This window comes from Psychrosphaera sp. 1_MG-2023 (assembly GCF_030548245.1).
GTDB classification, from domain to species: Bacteria; Pseudomonadota; Gammaproteobacteria; order Enterobacterales; family Alteromonadaceae; genus Psychrosphaera; species Psychrosphaera algicola.
Window position 1 is genome coordinate 52,377 of the sequence record NZ_JAUORW010000005.1, and the last position, 20,998, is coordinate 73,374.

General features: G+C 40.5%; 15 protein-coding genes. 6 read left to right on the forward strand and 9 right to left on the reverse strand.

Features of this window, described 5'->3' with window-relative positions:
• Positions 1–298 precede the first annotated feature (298 nt).
• Together Q4575_RS05805 and tdh are read left to right on the forward strand one after the other, a co-directional pair.
• A complete protein-coding gene (locus Q4575_RS05805) occupies positions 299–1,495 on the forward strand; it encodes a glycine C-acetyltransferase (RefSeq protein WP_215964567.1) in 1,197 nt (398 codons plus the stop codon).
• The gene (tdh, locus tag Q4575_RS05810; protein WP_215964566.1) at positions 1,495–2,520 is read left to right on the forward strand and encodes an L-threonine 3-dehydrogenase; all 1,026 of its coding nucleotides are present in this window, start codon (positions 1,495–1,497) and stop codon (positions 2,518–2,520) included. The genes Q4575_RS05805 and tdh overlap by 1 nt, the downstream gene beginning before the upstream one ends.
• Positions 2,521–2,641: 121 nt before the next feature.
• Here tdh and Q4575_RS05815 read toward each other — a convergent pair whose 3' ends face one another.
• The 3 genes from Q4575_RS05815 to Q4575_RS05825 form a co-directional block, all read right to left on the reverse strand.
• The gene (locus tag Q4575_RS05815; RefSeq protein ID WP_303521683.1) at positions 2,642–4,093 is read right to left on the reverse strand and encodes a TrkH family potassium uptake protein; all 1,452 of its coding nucleotides are present in this window, start codon (positions 4,091–4,093) and stop codon (positions 2,642–2,644) included.
• Between the two features lie 31 nt (positions 4,094–4,124).
• A complete protein-coding gene (gene pepQ / locus Q4575_RS05820; protein WP_215964564.1) occupies positions 4,125–5,453 on the reverse strand; it encodes a Xaa-Pro dipeptidase in 1,329 nt (442 codons plus the stop codon).
• Between the two features lie 79 nt (positions 5,454–5,532).
• On the reverse strand, positions 5,533–7,443 hold the full coding sequence (locus tag Q4575_RS05825; protein ID WP_303521684.1) for a lytic transglycosylase domain-containing protein: 1,911 nt from the start codon (positions 7,441–7,443) through the stop codon (positions 5,533–5,535).
• A 329-nt stretch (positions 7,444–7,772) separates the two neighbouring features.
• Between Q4575_RS05825 and fadB the strand changes: the two genes are divergently transcribed.
• The 4 genes from fadB (at position 7,773) to Q4575_RS05845 (ending at position 12,556) form a co-directional block, all read left to right on the forward strand.
• Positions 7,773–9,938 carry a fatty acid oxidation complex subunit alpha FadB gene (fadB, locus tag Q4575_RS05830; RefSeq protein WP_303521685.1) on the forward strand — a complete coding sequence of 722 codons (2,166 nt, stop codon included), beginning with the start codon at positions 7,773–7,775 and terminating at the stop codon, positions 9,936–9,938.
• A gap of 11 nt (positions 9,939–9,949) precedes the next feature.
• Positions 9,950–11,110, forward strand: coding sequence for an acetyl-CoA C-acyltransferase FadA (gene fadA / locus Q4575_RS05835; RefSeq protein ID WP_303521686.1), 1,161 nt, complete (start codon positions 9,950–9,952; stop codon positions 11,108–11,110).
• A gap of 117 nt (positions 11,111–11,227) precedes the next feature.
• Positions 11,228–11,476 (forward strand): sulfurtransferase TusA, encoded by a 249-nt coding sequence (tusA, locus tag Q4575_RS05840; RefSeq protein ID WP_215964560.1) that lies wholly within the window; start codon positions 11,228–11,230, stop codon positions 11,474–11,476.
• Between the two features lie 3 nt (positions 11,477–11,479).
• A complete protein-coding gene (locus Q4575_RS05845; RefSeq protein ID WP_303521687.1) occupies positions 11,480–12,556 on the forward strand; it encodes a GGDEF domain-containing protein in 1,077 nt (358 codons plus the stop codon).
• 70 nt (positions 12,557–12,626) lie between these two features.
• On the opposite strand, the gene Q4575_RS05850 is transcribed toward Q4575_RS05845, so the two are convergent.
• From Q4575_RS05850 to dnaN, 6 genes are all read right to left on the reverse strand, one after another.
• Positions 12,627–13,076 carry a hypothetical protein gene (locus tag Q4575_RS05850; RefSeq protein WP_303521688.1) on the reverse strand — a complete coding sequence of 150 codons (450 nt, stop codon included), beginning with the start codon at positions 13,074–13,076 and terminating at the stop codon, positions 12,627–12,629.
• 118 nt (positions 13,077–13,194) lie between these two features.
• On the reverse strand, positions 13,195–15,258 hold the full coding sequence (gene glyS, locus Q4575_RS05855) for a glycine--tRNA ligase subunit beta (RefSeq protein ID WP_303521689.1): 2,064 nt from the start codon (positions 15,256–15,258) through the stop codon (positions 13,195–13,197).
• 15 nt (positions 15,259–15,273) lie between these two features.
• On the reverse strand, positions 15,274–16,194 hold the full coding sequence (glyQ, locus tag Q4575_RS05860; protein ID WP_215964556.1) for a glycine--tRNA ligase subunit alpha: 921 nt from the start codon (positions 16,192–16,194) through the stop codon (positions 15,274–15,276).
• A gap of 112 nt (positions 16,195–16,306) precedes the next feature.
• On the reverse strand, positions 16,307–18,757 hold the full coding sequence (gene gyrB / locus Q4575_RS05865) for a DNA topoisomerase (ATP-hydrolyzing) subunit B (RefSeq protein WP_303521691.1): 2,451 nt from the start codon (positions 18,755–18,757) through the stop codon (positions 16,307–16,309).
• Positions 18,748–19,881 (reverse strand): DNA replication/repair protein RecF, encoded by a 1,134-nt coding sequence (locus Q4575_RS05870; RefSeq protein ID WP_303521692.1) that lies wholly within the window; start codon positions 19,879–19,881, stop codon positions 18,748–18,750. The genes gyrB and Q4575_RS05870 overlap by 10 nt, the downstream gene beginning before the upstream one ends.
• A 7-nt stretch (positions 19,882–19,888) precedes the next feature.
• Complete coding sequence (gene dnaN / locus Q4575_RS05875; RefSeq protein WP_215964553.1) at positions 19,889–20,992, reverse strand: DNA polymerase III subunit beta; 1,104 nt, start codon at positions 20,990–20,992, stop codon at positions 19,889–19,891.
• Positions 20,993–20,998 lie beyond the last annotated feature (6 nt).

The window sequence follows — 20,998 nt, forward strand, 5'->3', positions numbered from 1 at the left end:
TACAGTAGCAGACTGTCAAAGCTGGGTAACTAATCCATTACTAATATTACTGAGTTGGTTTGCATGCAATTACTTATGAGACACTTCCGGCGTTATCGATATCAGCATAGCTTTAGAAAACAACACGTCCACTTTTGTGAACAATTTTAATATTATTCATTAGAATTATTAGGTCAAAATACAATCTATTTGGCTGACCAAAACAATTAAAGCCGCTACAATTCTTTATATTCAACGATCTTTTACTATTCTATTGAATAAGTAGGATTAATGTCGCTATTACAGTGGAGTAAACACGATGCGCGCAGAAGGCTTTTTTAAACAACTTCAACAAAATATTGATCAGACAAAACAAGAAGGTTTGTATAAATCTGAACGTGTCATTACGTCACAGCAGCAGGCACAAATCGATGTTAATGGCGAACAAGTCATTAATTTCTGTGCGAACAACTATTTAGGTTTAGCTAACAGCCCAGAGCTCATCGACGCGGCAAAACAAGGCTTAACAGACCATGGGTTTGGTGTTGCTTCTGTTCGTTTTATTTGTGGTACACAGGACATCCATAAAGAGTTAGAGCAAAAAATATCAGGGTTTCTTAAAACAGAAGACACCATTTTGTATTCGTCTTGCTTTGACGCTAATGGCGGCCTGTTTGAAACCATTCTAACGGCCGACGACGCTATTATTTCAGATTCTTTAAACCACGCCTCAATTATCGATGGCGTTCGCTTATCTAAATGCAAACGCTACCGTTATGCCAACAACGATATGGTTGATTTAGAAGAGAAATTAAAGCAAGCCGATGCTGACGGTGCCCGCGTTAAACTTATCGCTACCGACGGTGTATTTTCAATGGATGGCGTTATCTGCGACTTAAAAAGCGTGTGCGATTTAGCCGACAAATACGATGCCTTAGTTATGGTCGATGACTCTCATGCTGTGGGTTTTGTTGGTGAAAATGGCCGTGGTACCCATGAGTACTGCAATGTATTAGACCGTGTAGATATCATTACCGGAACCCTTGGCAAAGCACTAGGTGGCGCATCTGGTGGTTATACGTCGGGTAAAAAAGAAATCGTAGAATGGTTACGTCAACGCTCTCGTCCTTATTTGTTTTCAAACTCACTTGCGCCTTCAATTGTCACCGCATCCATTAAAGTCTTATCTATGTTAGAGCAAGGTTCACAGCTGCGTGACACTCTATGGGCTAACGTAAATTACTTTAGACAAAACATGCTAAAGGCCGGCTTTACCTTAGCTGGTAAAGACCACGCTATTATTCCAGTTATGTTAGGCGACGCTAAACTTGCTTCAGAGTTTGCTGAGAAAATGCTAGCTGAAGGTATTTATGTTGTTGGATTTAGCTTCCCTGTTGTACCAAAAGGTCAAGCCCGTATTCGAACTCAAATTTCAGCAGCCCATACGCCTGCGCAACTCGACAAAGCCATAGCTGCATTTATAAAAGTGGGCAGAGAATTGAAGGTGATCAACTAATGAAGTCACTTGCTAAATTAAAATCCGAAGTCGGCATTTGGATGACCGATAGCCCAAAACCAACAATGGGCCACAATGACTTATTAATTAAAATTCGTAAAACCGCGATTTGTGGCACGGATATGCACATCTACAACTGGGATGAATGGGCTCAAAAAACCATTCCTGTTCCTATGGTTGTAGGCCACGAGTATGTAGGTGAAGTAGTCGATATGGGCCAGGAAGTTCGTGGTTTCTCTGTCGGTGATCGCGTATCCGGTGAAGGTCATATTACCTGTGGTCATTGCCGTAACTGTCGCGCTGGACGTGTACATTTGTGTCGCAATACAACGGGTGTTGGCGTAAATCGTGAAGGTTCATTTGCCGAATACTTAGTCATCCCTGCGTTTAATGCATTTAAAATTCCAGACAATATTTCTGATGAATTGGCGTCTATCTTTGACCCGTTTGGAAATGCCGTCCATACCGCGTTATCGTTTGATCTCGTTGGCGAAGACGTATTAATCACGGGTGCAGGTCCAATAGGCATTATGGCGGCAGCCGTTGCCAAACATGTTGGCGCACGTCATGTCGTAATTACAGATGTAAATCCATATCGTTTAGAGCTTGCGAAAAAAATGGGCGCTACACGAGCCGTAAACGTCGCTGAGCAAAAGCTAAAAGACGTTATGAACGAATTAGGAATGACTGAAGGATTTGATATCGGACTTGAAATGTCGGGGGTTCCAGTGGCATTTAACGACATGTTAAATAACATGAATCACGGCGGTAAAATTGCGATGTTAGGCATACCTCCGTCAAACATGGGTGTTGACTGGAATCAGGTTATCTTTAAGGGATTAGTCATCAAAGGAATTTATGGTCGAGAAATGTTTGAAACTTGGTACAAGATGGCAAGTTTGATCCAGTCAGGCTTAGATATCTCGCCTATTATTACACACCGTTTCCCAGTTGAAGAATTTCAAGCTGGCTTTGAAACTATGGGCAGTGGCCTCTCAGGTAAGGTTATCTTGAACTGGGATTAGATGCTTTTCAACATAAGGTTTCAGCTATCAAAAGTAGTTGAAACCTTTGTTGTATCAAGTTCTTCATAGCATGCCGCCTGCTGGTTTTACCGCCGACTTAGAGTTCAACAAACGTCGCAATTTAACTGCGCCAAAATGCCGGAGTGAATAGTACTAATAAGGTAAAGACCTCAAGTCGGCCGAATACCATCGCAATCATTAAAATCCATTTAGCTCCGTCACCAACACTTGCGTAGTTTGCCGACACCTCACCCAACCCAGGACCAAGATTATTTAAACATGCCGCTGTCGCTGTAAATGCAGTAACGTTATCTAAACCACACCCCACTAACGCCAACATAATAATAATAAACACTAACGTATACGCTGAGAAAAATCCCCAAACAGCTTCTACCACTCGATCAGGTAACGCTTTTTGTCCCAACTTAATCGAAAATATGGCTTTTGGATGCACCAATCGATTGAGTTCTCTGAGCCCTTGTTTAAAGAGCAACAACACTCTGACCACTTTTAATCCGCCACCCGTTGAACTTGCACAGCCGCCGATAAACGAACTAAAGATAAGTAATATAGGCAAAAATAGTGGCCAAACGGCAAAGTTTGACGTGGTAAATCCAGCGGTTGTCGACATCGAAACAGATTGAAATAATGCCTGATCCAATGATGTTAAATTAGACTCATACGTTGACTCACCTACCAGTGTCCACCAGCACAACAAAACAAGGAACGCTTGAATATATAAAAAGGTTTTGAACTCAGGATCACGAATGTATTGCTTAATCGAACGGTTAGTCACCGCAGCGTAATGCAATGAAAAATTTGCGGCGGAGATAAGTAAAAAAACCACACAAACCAGATTTACTGCAGAGCTGTCGAAGTATCCCATACTTGCGTCATGCGTCGAAAAACCGCCAATAGCTATTGTTGAAAATGAATGAGTAATTGCATCGAATACATTCATACCTGCCAACCAATAACTGACCGCACACAAGGTCGTCAATACCACGTAAATGTACCACAAGTGTTTCGCTGTATCGGCTATTCTCGGGGTCATTTTACTGTCTTTCATCGGACCGGGAATTTCAGCTCGATACAACTGCATGCCACCAACACCTAGGATAGGCAAGATTGCCACCGCCAAAACAATGATCCCCATACCACCAAGCCATTGTAATTGTTGACGATAAAATTGCAGCGCTTTAGGAAGGAAATCTAGCCCTGTTAGAACGGTTGCGCCGGTTGTTGTCAATCCCGAAAAGGATTCAAAAAAAGCGTCGGCAACACCGATTTGCGGTGTTGTCGAGAATAGAAAGGGTAAAGCACCAAACGACCCTAGAACGAGCCAAAAGAATACAACAATTAGAAAGCCCTCTCTGGCTCTCAAATCGGCTTTATGAAAGCGATTTGGATACCAGATAAGAAGGCCCGCTATTAAGTTGAACACAAATGCGATGACAAACGGCAAACCGCCACCGTCTCGGTAGATTAACGACACTAAAGCCGGTGGCAACATAGTCACACTAAAAAGCGCAACGAGCAGGCCTAAGATCCGTATAATCGTCCGATACTGCATGTATTTTATTCTTTTCTGTAGTTATTAGTTACTAATTAAGATTTAGATCTCGAGTCATATTTTCATTACGCTCGCGATGCACAATAATATTATCTTCGATCCGTATTCCACCAAACGGTTTAAACGATTCGACCTTGTCCCAATTCACCATTTTTTCTTTATCTGTGCCTTTTAAGTCACTTAATAGACTGTCGATAAAATAGAGACCCGGTTCAATGGTGAACACCATATCAGATTCAATACCTCGGGTCGTCCTTAAAAATGGATGTGATTTAGGTGACGCAATTGTTGTTCCACGACTATCGGCCATAAACCCGCCTACGTCATGAACTTGTAAGCCTAAATTGTGCCCCAACCCATGTGGGAAAAAGGTTCGCGTTAATTCCGACTCTACAGCCTGCTCCGGGGTCACTTTAATAATATTAAACTGCGATAAGGTTTCGGCAATCATGGCATGCGACTGAATATGCAAGTCGACATAAGAAGCACCAGGCTTTAAGCCATCGACCATGGTCGTTGCGATGTTATCAACAGAACCAATTAACTCGGCAAATTCATTTTGCTTAAACGCATAAGTACGTGTGATGTCAGCAGCGTAACCATGGAATGAAGCACCAGCGTCAATTAAGAAGCTACGAGGGTCAACAGGTTTTTCACGAAGGAAATGAGTGTAATGTAATATCGCTGCGTTTTCATTTAACGCGACAATGTTGCCGTAAGGCGTTTCGTTTTCTGTATGTTGGCAGGCGTTTAAATACGCTAACTGAATTCCATATTCAGATTCACCCGCATAAAACGCATCTTTAGCCGCAACGTGTGCAGTAACTGCGCGTCTATTGGCTTCTCTTAAACATAGTTTTTCATAATCTGATTTATACGCGCGGTGATAATGTAAAAAGTTGGTGACCGGAACTGGATTAAAATGACCAAAACTTAACGCTTGCGCAACATCAACATGTTCACCCATATAGGCAATATTACTGCGGTCATATGGTAAAAATTGCCCTACTTCTGCAGGACTTGTTAATAATTGAATATCAAAATGTTCGGCCCAAAAGTCAGTTGGTTCGTCAGGCACTTTATGCCAAAAATCAACAGGGCGATAAAAAATGAGTTTCGGTTTGCTTTCGCCGTCAACCAACAACCAACAATTTGGATTATCGACAACAGGCAGCCAGGCTTTAAATTGTGGATTAGGTTTAAACGGATAATCCATGTCGTCTAAAAACTGACGCATAGGTTTACCACTATGAAAAACCAAAGCGTCTAAACGCTCCGCTTTTAACACTTGAGCGGTGAGTTTTTGCAATCGTTCGATATGTTGAGGATACGATTGTGCTAGTTGATTCGATAAAGACATAGAGGGCTCCGTTTTTTTCCCGCAAGTTTAGCCTGAAATTCAGTTATACGAAACAACCATAGCGTTAATAGGCGTTGAATTACAGGGCCGGTAAGATACGAATATCGGTAATTTCACCAAATGTACTGTTATCTTGACTCAACAGCTTCTCGTAGACCTTGCTATAGGCAACAACCGCTTTGACATAATTACGAGTTTCTTTATATGGGATAGTTTCAATCCACGCATCAGCCGGCATTTCCTTCTCTGGTAACCAGCTCGAGACCTTACGTAAACCGGCATTGTAAGCGGCTGCAGTTAGTATCGGATTCTGATTGGTACGTTCCATCAAATAGGACCAATAATGACTTCCTAGCTGTACGTTTTTATCAGGGTCAAACAATTGGCTACGATTGATCTTTGTTTTAGCTACATAGCTTGCGGTACTAGGCTTGAGTTGCATTAGACCAGCTGCCCCTGCTGAGGAATACGCATCTGCCATAAAAGAACTTTCCCGGCGTGCTATGGCAAATAATAAGGCCGGTTCCACATTATTCTGCTTAGCCATATCAAAAACGAGTGATTTATAAGGAAGCGGAAATCTCAATTCGACATCGTTCAAATGCCCAACCTCTGCCAAAGTAAATATTGGTCGTGAATACCACCCCCAATCATGGGCCATTTTGGCTACGACAAGCTTGTCTTTATCAGATAACCCCCGAGACAAGACATTCCATTCTTTACGTGCCTCATTGCCACGACCTAATTTAAATAGTTCAAACGCACGCCGTAAATTGGGTTGTTGCTGAAAACGAATAACATCCTGTTGGTCAACGACCAAAGGTTCGTGTCGCAATCGAGTGGGTTCACCAAGTCGATTAGCGGCTAAAAAACCGTAGTAGTTTCGACTTTGGGCCAATTCATGATAAGTGACCAAAGCATTCTCAATGTCACCAACCCCCTCTAAAGCACGGGCTTTCCAGTAAACTACGGCTAAATCTTTCTGCATTTTTTCAGGCAAACTTGTGATGGTATTTAACGTGCCTTGCCAATCTAAGTTGCCGATGGTTGACGCCAAACGCCATTGCTTGACGGACTCATCCACCGATTCGTCAGGCAATCTATTAAGAAACTCAAGTCCGTCTTTATGCTGCGATATAGCATACGATATGGCAAGTCGTCGAATATGTTGCTGCTGTAGTTTCGGAGATATATTAAATTTGGCGGCTTTTTCTAACCACACTTCAGAGATTTTTTCAGGTTGCGAAAACACTAATCGACGGACCCCGTATAAAAACACATCTCGTTCAGCGCTGTTATACAAAAAGAAAAAATTGTCATCAAATATTGAAGAAGGCTGCTTAACAACGTCAACCCATAATGAAGCAAGATGGATATCACCTTTATTAAGTTGTTTTTTCAAATAAGGTACCAGGCCCCAATTTTTAGCCTTAACGGCTAAAATGAGTCGCTCCAATGCCACTTCAGATGTTAAATAACCGGCGGTTTTCCAGCTTTCGAACAAAGGATCACATACTTTGGGTTGAGACGTAGCAGACAACCAATATGGGGTTACTTTTGAAAATATTGATTTTTCAGATTCGCCATTCTCTAACAACCAACTTAGATTTAGACATGCTAGTTTTGTATCACCGACATCCTGATAGTTTTCTATAAACATTGTTTTGTATTTGTTTTTAGCTAAATATGACAGCCACTTTTGTTTTAATACTTTTGTAAATGGCGCGTCATTATTAACTTTTAAAAAACGGTTTATTCGGTGTCTTAGTTGAAAAGATAAATGACGCTCAAGAAAAAGGGCCTCGGCATAAGGGGCAAGTGGGTAGTTTTTTATTTTTTTTGCGTGTTGTCGATAAACGCTCGGGTTTTCATATTGGGCTGCATGTTCCGCCTCCAAATATGCTTCACGCATTTTTTCTACATCTGTTATGGGCTGGGCGCATAAGGCGCTGCTTAGTATAAAGGTACAAAGCGAAATACAATTTTTCATCGGAACTTCCAAAAATTAAGCGATAAATAAAGAAAAAATGAATGCATCGCCTATCCTTAGTTTAATTTAAAAAAAACGAATGGCTAGATTGATTATCACTTGTTTAGCAAGTAGTTAGGTTTTTATCGCCTAAGCACTGAGTCAACGTCCATTAAAACACTAATCTAATTAAAAATACGCAATGGGTAAACCACGTTAGCCATTATTTGTAACTAGAATAACCCAATGCATTTAAACGATCGTTTTAAAATAGTTGCTTTTTTTGCCGACAAAGGCCAAACTCGGACTACACCAACTGGTCGTACCTTTACTCGCTGAGGAGATTAATAATGCTATTTAAAGGCCAAACTTTATCCGTAACATTAGATGACAATGGCATAGGCCACTTTGTATTTGATGCTGCAGGATCGGTTAATAAATTTGATCAACAAACCATTCAAGAATGTCGTGACGCAGCTAAGGCTATCAACGCGGACGACACTATTAAAGGTGTTGTATTTAAAACAGCAAAAAACGCATTTATTGTAGGTGCCGACATTACTGAGTTTTTAGAAACATTTAAGAATGATGAAGCAACTCTCGTTACTTGGGTAAAAGCAAGCTCAGACATGTTTGATGCCATTGAAGACATTAAGGTCCCAACCGTTACAGCAATACGAGGCTTTGCATTAGGTGGCGGATTTGAATTGTGCCTTGCAACTGACATGAGAATTGCAGATGCCACAGCACAAGTTGGCTTACCTGAAAATAATTTGGGTTTAATTCCAGGCTTTGGCGGTACCGTGCGACTTCCTCGAATTATTGGCCCTGACAATGCACTTGAGTGGATCACCTCAGCTCGCCCGAAATCGCCAAAAGATGCGCTTAAAATGGGCGCCATTGACGCCGTGACTAGCAGTGAGAATCTCGATGCTGCAGCATTGTCTATGCTAAATTCTGCAATTGCCGGAAAGTTAGATTGGCAAGCTAAACGTCAGCAAAAACTCGACCCGATTAAATTTAATGCAACTGAGCTCGAAAATGCCGTATTAGTTGCAAAAACAATGGTAATGGCGAAAGCCGGTAAACACTACCCTGCGCCAGTTGCAGCTGTAGATTCGGTATATGAATCTGCCGGTATGCATCGAGACGATGCGATGCGTGTTGAAAACAAATATTTTGCAAAACTCGCAAAAACAAACGCCGCTACCGCAATGATTGGCAATTTTTTGAATGACCAATACGTTAAAGGTCTCGCTAAAAAAGCAGCCAAAGGTGTAACAAAACCATTAAATAAAGCTGCAGTGTTAGGCGCTGGAATAATGGGCGGCGGTATTGCTTATCAGTCAGCTTCTAAAGGTACGCCGATTGTCATGAAAGACATTAATCAAGGCGCATTGGATCAAGGACTTGCTGAAGCGACAAAAATACTAGATAAAAAATTATCACGGGGACATACAACGGGTGCCAAAATGGCAAACGTGTTAAATAACATTATTCCAACCCTAAATAACGAATCGTTAGCAGATGTCGACTTTGTAATAGAAGCTGTTGTTGAAAACCCAAAAGTTAAAGGCGCTGTTTTAGCGGAAACCGAAACTCATGTTGGTAGCGATACCATTTTAACATCTAACACATCGACAATTTCGATTAACTTATTGGCAAAAAGCTTAGCTCGCCCTGAAAATTTCTGTGGTATGCACTTCTTCAATCCTGTGCCTAGAATGCCATTGGTAGAGATTATTCGCGGTGAAAAAACCTCTGACGAAACTATTGCATCGACAGTGGCGTATGCAGCTAAAATGGGTAAAACCCCAATAGTTGTAAACGATTGCCCAGGCTTTTTTGTCAACCGAGTATTATTCCCTTATTTCGCTGGCTTTAGTTTATTGCTAAACGACGGCGCCAATTTTGTTGATGTTGATAAGGTAATGGAGCGTGAATTTGGTTGGCCAATGGGTCCGGCAATGTTGTTAGATGTTGTTGGCATTGATACCGCTGACCACTGCACAGACGTTATGTCCGACGGTTTCCCAACCCGTATGCCTAAGTTAAACAATGACCCTGTTACGGCTTTATATAAAGAAAACCGTTATGGTCAGAAAAATGGTAAGGGTTTTTACGATCATACATTAGATAAACGCGGCAAACCGAAAAAAGACGTTAATCCCGAAACAATGGAATTACTAAAAGCGGCAGCTCCTAGCAATCAAAAGTTTGATAAGTTAGAAGTCATTAACCGGTTAATGATACCTATGGTTAACGAAACAATTCGTTGTTTAGAAGAAGGTATTGTTGCTTCTCCTGCTGAAGCAGATTTAGCATTACTTTACGGCGTTGGTTTCCCTCCATTCAGAGGTGGTATTTTCCGCTTTGTTGATACAATGGGGTTAGCTGAATTTGTCGCGGAAGCGGACAAATACGCGGCACTAGGTGAAATCTATCAAGTAACGGACAAGACTCGCGAAATGGCAAAGTCTAACCAAACATTTTACTCAACTTACGGCGCAAAATAGGAGCGATTGATATGAATAATGTAGTAATTGTAGATTGCGTACGTACACCGATGGCAAAAGCACGTAACGGTATGTTCGACAACGTTCGAGCGGAAGATTTATCAGCTGCGGTAATGACAGCGTTGTTAAAACGTAACCCGTCAGTAAACGCAGAAGAGCTTGATGACGTAATTTGGGGTTGCGTAATGCAAACCCTAGAGCAAGGTTTTAACATCGCACGACAAGCTGCTCTATTGGCAGGAATACCGACTTCAGTCCCTGCTGTAACGGTTAACCGTTTATGTGGTTCGTCAATGCAAGCATTACACGATGCCGCTTGTAAAATAATGGCGGGCCAAGGTGATATGTTTATCATCGGGGGAGTCGAACATATGACGCACGTACCGATGACACACGGCCTAGATTTTCACCCAGGACTAAATCTAACAACAGCGCAAGCTGCGGGTTCAATGGGTTTAACTGCCGAAGCACTGGCTCGTAAACACGACATTTCAAGACAGCAGCAAGATGAGTTTGGTGTTCGTTCTCATCAACTAGCACATCAAGCTTCTATAAACGGCCATTTTGATAATGAGATCATTCCTGTCGAAGGTCATGATGCGTTAGGTGCGCTAACATTATGTGACTATGACGAAGTTATTAGACCGGAAACAAACATAGAATCAGTGTCAGGCCTACGCCCTGTATTTAATCCTGTAAACGGAACAGTAACAGCAGCAACTTCTTCAGCTTTATCAAATGGCGCATCTGGGATGTTAGTCATGAGTGAAGAGAAAGCCAATGAACTGGGACTTAAGATCAGAGCAAAAGTGATAGGTATGGGTGTTTCTGGTTGCGAACCTTCAACTATGGGATGGGGTCCGGTTCCTGCGACTAAAATAGCACTAAAACACGCCGGTTTGTCTATTGAAGATGTCGATGTTTTTGAACTTAACGAGGCATTTGCTGCACAAGCACTGTCCGTAATGAAGGGTTTAGGCATTGAAAATAAAATGGAACAAGTTAACCTAAACGGTGGCGCCATAGCGTTGGGGCATCCACTAGGTTGTTCAGGCTCTAGAATTTCAACAACACTAATCAACAATTTAGAACGCACTAAAGGTAAAGTTGGTTTAGCGACAATGTGTATTGGATTTGGTCAGGGAATCGCGACCTTATTTGAAACGGTTTAGCATAACCGCACTTTAAAAAACCTATAGATAACAGAAACTAAAGGTGCAATGATATTATTTATTGCACTTTTTTTTTCGCCATCTAGAATTGATCTCATAATGTACTATGGAATCACAATGAATAATAAAGCAGAACACAGCACAGATAATGTTTTAGATGCAGTAAGTTTGCGGTGCCCTGAACCTGTAATGCTAATTAGAAAGAATATTAGAAATATGACACCCGGTGAAACGCTTTTAGTATTAGCAGATGACCCCGCCACTGTAAGGGATATACCATCATTTTGTCGGTTTATGGGCCATGAGTTAGTAAGTCAAAATACGGATCTTGACCCATTTGAATTCGTGATAAAAAAATTAGGCTAAAAGATGGATAACAAAAGTTCGATATCCCACATCAAAAATGAGTGGTTTGAACTAATTGATAATAGAAATTCAAAGAGTATTGAATTTCGCAGAAGGGAAGCATCTCTAATCGCCATGGCGTTTTTGGGGATTTCTGCTTTGTCTGTTTTGATCGCGACAAACTGGTCGACCTACCCCGATTTACTATTAAACATTCTAATTATTAACAACATTGGATTAATATCTTCTATTGCTTTTTATGCCAAAACTAAAAATCTAATAGTTTCCGGCCTCATCTGTATTACATTCGCCTGCATACTAGACTTAATGCTCATATATAGTGGTGGAAAAGAGAATACCGCCCTATATTGGACAATGTTTTTCCCACTCGCCGCTTATTCCGTTTTAGGCTTAACGTTAGGTACAATTTTTACCGGCGTAATGTTTTTGTTCGCCATCTTATTGCTCTATAGTTTCGACATTGTTGCGATTTATTCGGCAATAGAAAAAAGTCGTTACCTAATGGCTTTATTGTGTATAAGCATACTTTGTTTTATCAATGAATATTTCAGAACTCGTGAATATTACGAAACCAGTAATATGACACTAAATTATAAGAAAGACGCAAACACAGACCCACTAACTCGTTTGCCAAATAGACGTTTCCTTGAATCTAACTATGTTAAAAAAGTCGTAGAATGCAACGAAACATTTATCGTTATTATGGCGGATATCGACAAGTTTAAAATGGTCAATGATACATATGGCCACGAGGTAGGTGATCTCGCGCTAAAGCACTGCGCGAATATTTTTGGCCAAAAAATACGTAAATCTGATTTGCTATGCCGCTATGGTGGCGAAGAGTTTTTGATCTGCCTTCCCAATACAAATAAAGAACAGGCGATTGTCATCGCAGAAAAATTGAGAACCAGCCTAAAAGAAGCGAGCTTAACGGTATGTGACAAACAAACCATAAACTTTACCTGCAGTTTTGGTATTGCGACTTTATCTAATAGAACATTTGAAGATGGGCTTAAAATAGCTGACAACAGGCTGTATAAGGCAAAGGAAAATGGTCGTGATCAGGTTGTATATTGCTAACCTTTTTGACTTTCTAACAGTTTAATGGACAGATACTTTGGTCAAAGTAGACGATACTAAAATCTTTAGCTTATTGTTTGGAAACCAACATTTCGGACGGTAAACCTTTGTAAAATCTAACTTTTAATTTATACATAGCATTATCTTTAGGATGGAATCGATAGCTACCATTTAACGGTGTTATCGGATCACTTTGCGGATCGCAGTAGACTGGATACCAAGTATCTATTTCAATTGCACTGGTATTATTTTGTGGTGAGCCACAATTTTTACCAACCGACCAGGATTTGTCAGCAAGCTTTAGGTGGTAGGCCTGCCCGTCTGGCCTTAATGTAAATTGAACTTCTAGCAACCCGGCTTCTTCATTTAAACGCAACATATATTCCGGACGTGCTTCCCACCAGGTAAATTCCGATTTCAAATACCAATTGGTTGCCGTTAATTTTGGTTTTGAAGTACAAGAAATGAGCATCGAAGAACTTAATAGTAAAATCGAAACTAAAATAGCTAGTTTATTCAAAATAATAACTCCTAAATTAAGGCAATGATTTTTTTATTAAAGTCAGTACTACAATTAAGCAATAAAAAAGCCAGTTCGTAAACTGGCTTTAATTAAAACGTTAGTTTTGTTGCTGTGCTTACAGTACAGAAATATCCGCTGTGAACATAAATAACGATTGTAACAAACCAAGTATCGCTAAGCGGTTATTTTTTACCGCGTCGTCCTCGGCCATTACCATTACATTGTCAAAAAAGTTATCTATCGAATCACGCAATGTCGCCAACTGAGTCAGACCATTAGTATAATCGCCATTTTCAAATGCAAACTCTACGTCAGATTGAATATCACGAATATTAGCAACTAATGTTTTCTCAGCATCATCTGACAATAAAGCATCATTAATAACGCTAAACTCATTTTTGCTGTTCTTGTTAAGTATGTTATTAACTCGTTTACTTGCTGCAGCAAGTGCGACGGCTTCTTCTAGATTTGCAAAGTTCACAACCGCTTTTAAACGTCGTTCAAAGTCTAAAGCAGAGGTTGGGCGCTTAATTTCAACCGCACGAATTACCTCAACTTTAATGTTTTGCTCTTGGTAATAAGCTTGGAATCGCCCTAACATAAAGTCATTTACATCAGATACGACGGCTTCGTTTGTCAGCTTGTCACCAAATAACGCTTTGGCAAATTCAGCTAATTCGCTGAAATCAAGTTCCAATTCTTTTTCAATAAGAATTCGAATGATACCGATAGCTGCGCGACGTAACGCAAAAGGGTCTTTGTCACCTTTTGGATGCTGCCCAATACCAAATATACCCACTAATGAGTCAAACTTATCCGCTAATGCAACTGAACAAGCTTCTAACGACGTCGGTAACGCATCACCAGCAAATCTCGGCATGTATTGTTGATACAATGCATCAGCTACTACCAAGTCTTCACCGTCATTTAGAGCATAGTATTTACCCATCACACCTTGTATGTCGGTAAATTCCATAACAACTTCAGTCATCAAATCTGTTTTAGACAGTAAACCAGCACGAGCTGCAAGTGCTTCGTCAGCAGCAATTTTTCCTGCAATATGCCCTGCTAGTTTTGAAATACGTTCAGATTTATCTTTAAGCGTACCAAGTTGTTTTTGAAATAGTACAGAGTCTAAGCTTTCTAAACGAGACTCAAGAGTCGATTTTTTGTCAGTATTGTAAAAGAATTCAGCATCGGCTAAACGAGGACGAACAACTTTCTCGTTACCTTCAATGACTTGTTTAGGGTCTTTACTTTCAATGTTTGAGATAAAGATAAACTTAGGTAATAGCTCGCCATTTTGATCTAACAATGGGAAGTATTTTTGGTCATCTTTCATCGTATAGATAAGCGCTTCTGGCGGTACATCTAAGAAACGCTCTTCGAACGTCCCCACCAATGCAACAGGCCATTCGACTAGAGAAGTCACTTCATCTAAAAGATCAGCGTCTTGAACAGGTTGTGCGTTATTATCGTTAGAAATTTTTGCCATTTGCTCAACAATCATCGCCTGACGTTTTGCATAATCAACTACGACATTTGCCGTTAATAACGTTTCTTCATAAACATCAGCACTGCTAACTTCAATAAGCCCTCTATGATGAAACCTATGGCCCTGTGACAAGTTTGAAGATGTTAAACCCAATACCGTTGCCGGTAGAACTTTATCGCCATACAATGCGATTAGTGTATGAACAGGACGAATAAACTCTTCTCGACCACTTCCCCAACGCATAGGTTTAGGAATTGGCAACTGCTTTAATGCTTTTGTTATAAAGCCTTCAACTAATGATGCCAACGGTTGCCCTGAAATAGTGGCTTTGTGTAGCAGCCATTCGCCTTTGTCAGATTTGAGTCTGCCGGCTTCAGCAATGTCGATACCACAACCACGTGCCCAACCTAATGCTGCTTTAGTTGCATTGCCGTCTGCGTCAAATGCCGCACTCACTGCAGGTCCACGTTTTTCAACTTCTTTGTCGGCTTGTTGCGATTCAAGTTGATTAACACGTAACGCTAAACGACGCGGGGCGGCAAACCATTCGATATTGTCGTAGCTTAAGTTCGCTGCGTCTAATTGCGATGTTAGTCCGTCTTTAAAACCAAGGGCTAATTTCTTTAGTACTTTAGGCGGTAGCTCTTCCGTACCTAATTCGATTAATAAGTTATCTTTTATCATTGTCGTTAAATACCTTTATTTGGCTACCGGATTAGTGTTATTGCAAAGAGGAAATCCGAGTGCTTCGCGCGCATCATAATAGGCTTGAGCACATGCTTTTGCTAACGTTCGTACACGTAAAATGTAACGTTGTCTTTCTGTTACTGAAATCGCGTGTCGTGCGTCTAACATATTAAATGCATGGGAAGCTTTCATAACCTGTTCGTAAGCAGGTAGTGGTAAACCAGCTTCAATTAGCTTAGCGCTTTCTTTTTCGGCTTGGTCGAATTCATGAAATAAGGTATCAACGTTAGCGTGTTCAAAATTGTAGGTAGACTGCTCTACTTCATTTTGATGGAATACATCGCCATACGTTACCTTACCAAGAGGTCCGTCAGTCCAAACAAGATCATAAATGCTGTCGACACCTTGTAAGTACATCGCTAAACGCTCTAGGCCATAAGTGATTTCACCGGTAACTGGTGAACATTCTATGCCGCCTACTTGCTGGAAATACGTAAACTGAGTAACTTCCATACCGTTAAGCCACACTTCCCAACCCAAACCCCAGGCGCCTAATGTCGGCGATTCCCAGTTATCTTCTACAAACCGAATATCATGTACCAAAGTATCTAGGCCTAATTCTTCCAACGAACCTAAATACAGTTCTTGGATATTTTTTGGCGATGGCTTCAACATAACTTGAAATTGATAGTAGTGCTGTAGACGATTCGGGTTTTCACCATATCGACCGTCGGTAGGTCGACGACATGGTTGCACATAGGCACTGCTCATAGGCTCTGGGCCTAATGAACGAAGAAAGGTCATAGGGTGAAACGTTCCTGCACCCACTTGCATATCAAGTGGTTGAATGATGACGCACCCTTGTTTGGCCCAATAATCTTGTAGTGCAAGTATTAAACCTTGGAATGTATTTATATCGTATTTGCTGCTCATAGCTTTTTTCGTCAACTTGACCGTCCATTTATCGCAAGTTTTTAGTTTGTCTAAGACAAGAAAAGCGCAATTCCATTTTGCGCTTTTAAATAATAGTTAACTTGACGTCTCATTAGACGTCTAAGTTAGCAACCTTCAGTGCATTTTGTTCAATGAAGTTACGTCTAGGTTCTACGTGATCACCCATTAATGTAGTGAACAGTTGATCACAACCAATGGCGTCTTCAATTGTAACTTGCAACATACGACGCGCTTCAGGATCCATTGTAGTTTCCCACAATTGGCTTGGGTTCATTTCACCCAATCCTTTATAACGTTGTATGTATAGGCCACGTTTTGATTCTTTCATTAACCATTCAACCGCAGTCGCGATATTTGTGATTGGGAAACGTTTTTCACCACGACTAACATAAGCTCCAGCTTCTAACATATTCAGATTAAGGTCTGAAATGGTAAATAAGCTGCGTAGTTCTTTTGATTCTAAGAAATCACGAGTAAACACATAATCACGGTCTACGCCATGTTGACGTACGCGAATTTGAGGAAGGAACAAGTTTCTTTCTTCGTCACGCGTTGCCATAGCAGTGTAGTGAACACCTTCAGATTCGTTATCATTTAGGTATTTAACAAACGATTCAGTCCAATTGGTTACTTCAGTTTCTACTGCCAACTGTTCACGAGTAATTTCATGTTGATACATCAAACCAGAAAGTATTCTTGGATTGATTTTCAGTTTCAATTTAGAAACACTCGATTCAGCTGTATGGAATTGCGTAATAATTTTTTGCAACTCTGTACCACTGATCGAAGGTGCATCTTCATTTACATGTAGCGTACTGTTATCAATTGCTAATGTAGTTAGGTACTCAATTAAGACTTCGTCATCTTTGATATAACGTTCTTGCTTACCTTTTTTCACTTTATAAAGTGGTGGTTGAGCAATATAGATGTATCCACGTTCTACGAGTTCTGGCATCTGACGATAGAAAAATGTCAGTAACAAAGTACGAATGTGCGATCCGTCAACGTCGGCATCGGTCATGATGATGATGTTGTGGTAACGCAATTTCTCTGGGTCGTATTCATCTCGACCGATACCACAACCTAATGCAGTAATAAGCGTTCCAACTTCTTGAGAAGAAATCATTTTGTCAAAACGGGCTTTTTCAACGTTTAAGATTTTACCTTTAAGTGGCAATATAGCTTGGTTTTTACGATTACGCCCCTGCTTAGCTGATCCGCCAGCAGAGTCTCCTTCCACTATATATAGTTCAGATTTACCAGGATCTTTTTCTTGGCAATCGGCCAATTTCCCCGGAAGACCTGCGATGTCCAAAGCGCTTTTACGACGAGTCATTTCACGTGCTTTACGAGCAGCTTCACGAGCTCTGGCCGCATCAATAATTTTCATAATGATGTTTTTAGCTATGCTTGGGTTTTCTAATAGGTATTCTTGTAACTTCTCACCCATTGCTTGTTCAACTGCAGATTTAACTTCAGATGACACCAATTTGTCTTTCGTTTGAGAAGAGAATTTTGGATCAGGAACTTTTACAGAGATAACCGCAGTTAAACCCTCACGTGCATCATCACCAGAAGCAGAAACTTCGATTGAATTTTTGCCTTTGCCACGTGGTTTATTTAAACCTTCAGCACCCATGTAGGTATTAAGAGTACGCGTTAATGCCGCTCTAAAGCCACTTAAATGCGTACCACCATCACGTTGAGGGATGTTGTTAGTAAAGCATAAGATGTGTTCCTGGAACGAATCATTCCACTGCATAGCAACTTCAACAATAATACCGTCATCTTTTTCTAAAGAGAAAAAGAACACGTCATCATTGACCGAAGTTTTATTGGTATTTAAATACTCAACAAATGCTTTGATACCACCTTCGAAGAAGAAATGTTCACTTTTGTCTTCTTCACGTTCATCGGTAATACGAATGGATACACCTGAATTCAGGAACGACAGTTCACGAATACGTTTGACAAGAATATCAAAGTGATAAGTCACGTCAGAGAACGTTTTTGGACTTGGCCAGAAACGAACCTCAGTACCATTTTCAGTAGACTCGCCTATTTCTGCAAGTGGGGCAACCGGAACACCTAAGCTATACTCTTGTTCGTATAACTTACCATTTCGTCGAATTGTAAGTATAAGCTTGTCGCTCAGTGCATTTACAACTGAAACACCAACACCATGAAGACCACCAGATACTTTATAACCTGAATCATCGCCACCAAACTTACCACCGGCGTGAAGTACTGTCATGATAACTTCAGCAGCAGAAACACCTTCCTCTGGGTGAATTTCGACTGGGATACCACGGCCGTTGTCTTTAACTGAAATTGAACCATCAAGGTGAATTTTCACATTAATGTCACTACAGTGTCCTGCTAAGGCTTCGTCGATAGAGTTATCTAAAATCTCGAAAACCATGTGGTGTAGACCTGAACCATCATCAGTATCACCGATGTACATGCCAGGACGTTTTCTTACTGCGTCTAAGCCTTTTAAAACTTTGATACTAGCCGAGTCGTAATCATTTTCTACGGACATAACTGCTCCATACTTTTGGGTGTAACGGTACCTTGTTCCACGTGGAACACGTTGACCGATTCTGTGTAATTTTTAAATTCCATTGCAATTTTATTTTCTATCCCTGTTACAAATATTTGTGCTTCTGAATGTAATAACATTTGAAGCATGGTGCTACGTGTAAATTCATCCACTTCCGATGGAAGATCATCTACCAATAACAACATATTCTTTTTGGTAACATCACGAATGATTTTTACCATCGCTATCTCTAAAAGATAAAACAACATTTTTGCCTGACCACGAGAAAGCTGATTACTGACATCGTCGCCATCTTTAACAAAAACGATATCCGCCCTATTTGGTCCGAACCCAACCTGTTTATAACGTAAATCTTTTTCGATTTGGTCATAAATGAGTTGTTCAAAATTTTCTTCCGACCTACTGAATGTCTTTGGTTTATATTTAAGTTCGACATTTCTAATCAGTATTGCTGTTTCACTGTCAGGTAATTCATTTACCAGTTTTTCAATAGCTTTAGAAAAGTATTTGTCGAAAAATGATTTTCTAAAACTTTCGATTATCTCTGCAGAATCGATAAGGCACTTATACCAATAAAGTAACTCCGTTTTATTAACATTTGGTTTTCTTAGTAACGCGTTTGTCTGCTTATGGACTCTCGCATACTCAGACCATTTTGCTTGGTATTCGTGTTCCACGTGGAACAAACCAAAATCAATAAAACTACGCCGTGCTTTAGGGGAGCTAAAAAAAACGTCAAAGCTTTCTGGTGTGATCACTTGAGTCGGAAATAAAGAAGATGCTTCAGACAAACGAGAAACAACTTCACCATCCAATTTTATTAACGACTCACCTGCTAGTTCTAACCCAATCCCCAAGCGATGTTCATTTCCATGTTGAACAAGGCCTGCACTAACAGCAAAACGCTCACTGTCATTATTGACTAACGTTTTACGTTTAGAAGTGCGAAATGATTTGGCCCGCCCCAAATAAAACAGCGCTTCTAATACACTGGTTTTACCGCCACCATTTTTGCCATAAAACACGTTAACTGTTTTATCCGTAATTAAGTTTGCAGATTCGATATTTCGAAAATTAGAAATAATTACGGATTTTACCAGCATAAGAATTCTATAGTTTCATCGGCATAACGACAAACAAACTCGATGCGTCATCTAACCCTTCAATTAACGCACTACTATTTGAATCCGCTAACATAATTTTTACTGTGTCTGTTTTGATATTATTTAACACATCAATAATATAAGAGACGTTAAAACCAATCTCTAAACTGTCTCCAGTGTAGTCAACCAAAGCCAACTCTTCAGCCTGCTCTTGCTCTGGGTTGTTAGCAGACACTAACAATTCACCTGAAGCCAAGTTTAATCTAACGCCTCTAAACTTCTCGTTAGACAAAATTGATACGCGCTGGAACACATCTTTTAACATCTGCTTGTCGGCAATTATCGACTTATCACCACCTTGTGGTAACACACGTCGGTAATCCGGAAAACGACCATCAACAAGTTTGGTCGTGAAGATAAAACCTTCTTCTACGATCCGAATATGGTTTGTGCCAATTTCAAACTGAATTGAGGCGTCGTCATCTTCTAACAAACGCATAATTTCAAGTACCGCTTTACGAGGCACAATCACTTGTCGCTGCTCTTGTACACCGCCTTCAACACTTTGTTGTGCTAAAGCTAAACGGTGGCCATCGGTCGATACCGTTCGAATTAACGAAGGTTCAAATTCAAAACTCATACCATTGAGATAATAACGAACGTCTTGGTTCGCCATTGAAAAATGGGTGCTTTCGATTAGTGCACGTAAGGTATGACGAGTCATCTGAATAACATCAGAACTATCCCATTCTTCCAAATTTGGGTAATCACTCGCTGGCAAACTCGATAGACTAAAACGACTTTTACCTGCCTTAACGATGACTGAGTGCCCTTCAACTTTAAACTCGATTTCTGAGTTGTCTGGTAATGAACGACAAATATCAAATAACTTTTTAGCTGGAACTGTTATCGCCCCAGCTTGAATAACATTGTCTGGTACAGTCGATGCGACTAATTCAACTTCCATATCAGTACCAGTGAACTTAACCGAGTCTAACGACGTTTCGATTAATACGTTCGATAAGATCGGTAACGTATGTTTTCGTTCAATCGCCCCCGAGACCAAGGTCAATGGTTTTAATAATGAATCTTTACTTATTATTATATGCATTAGTTT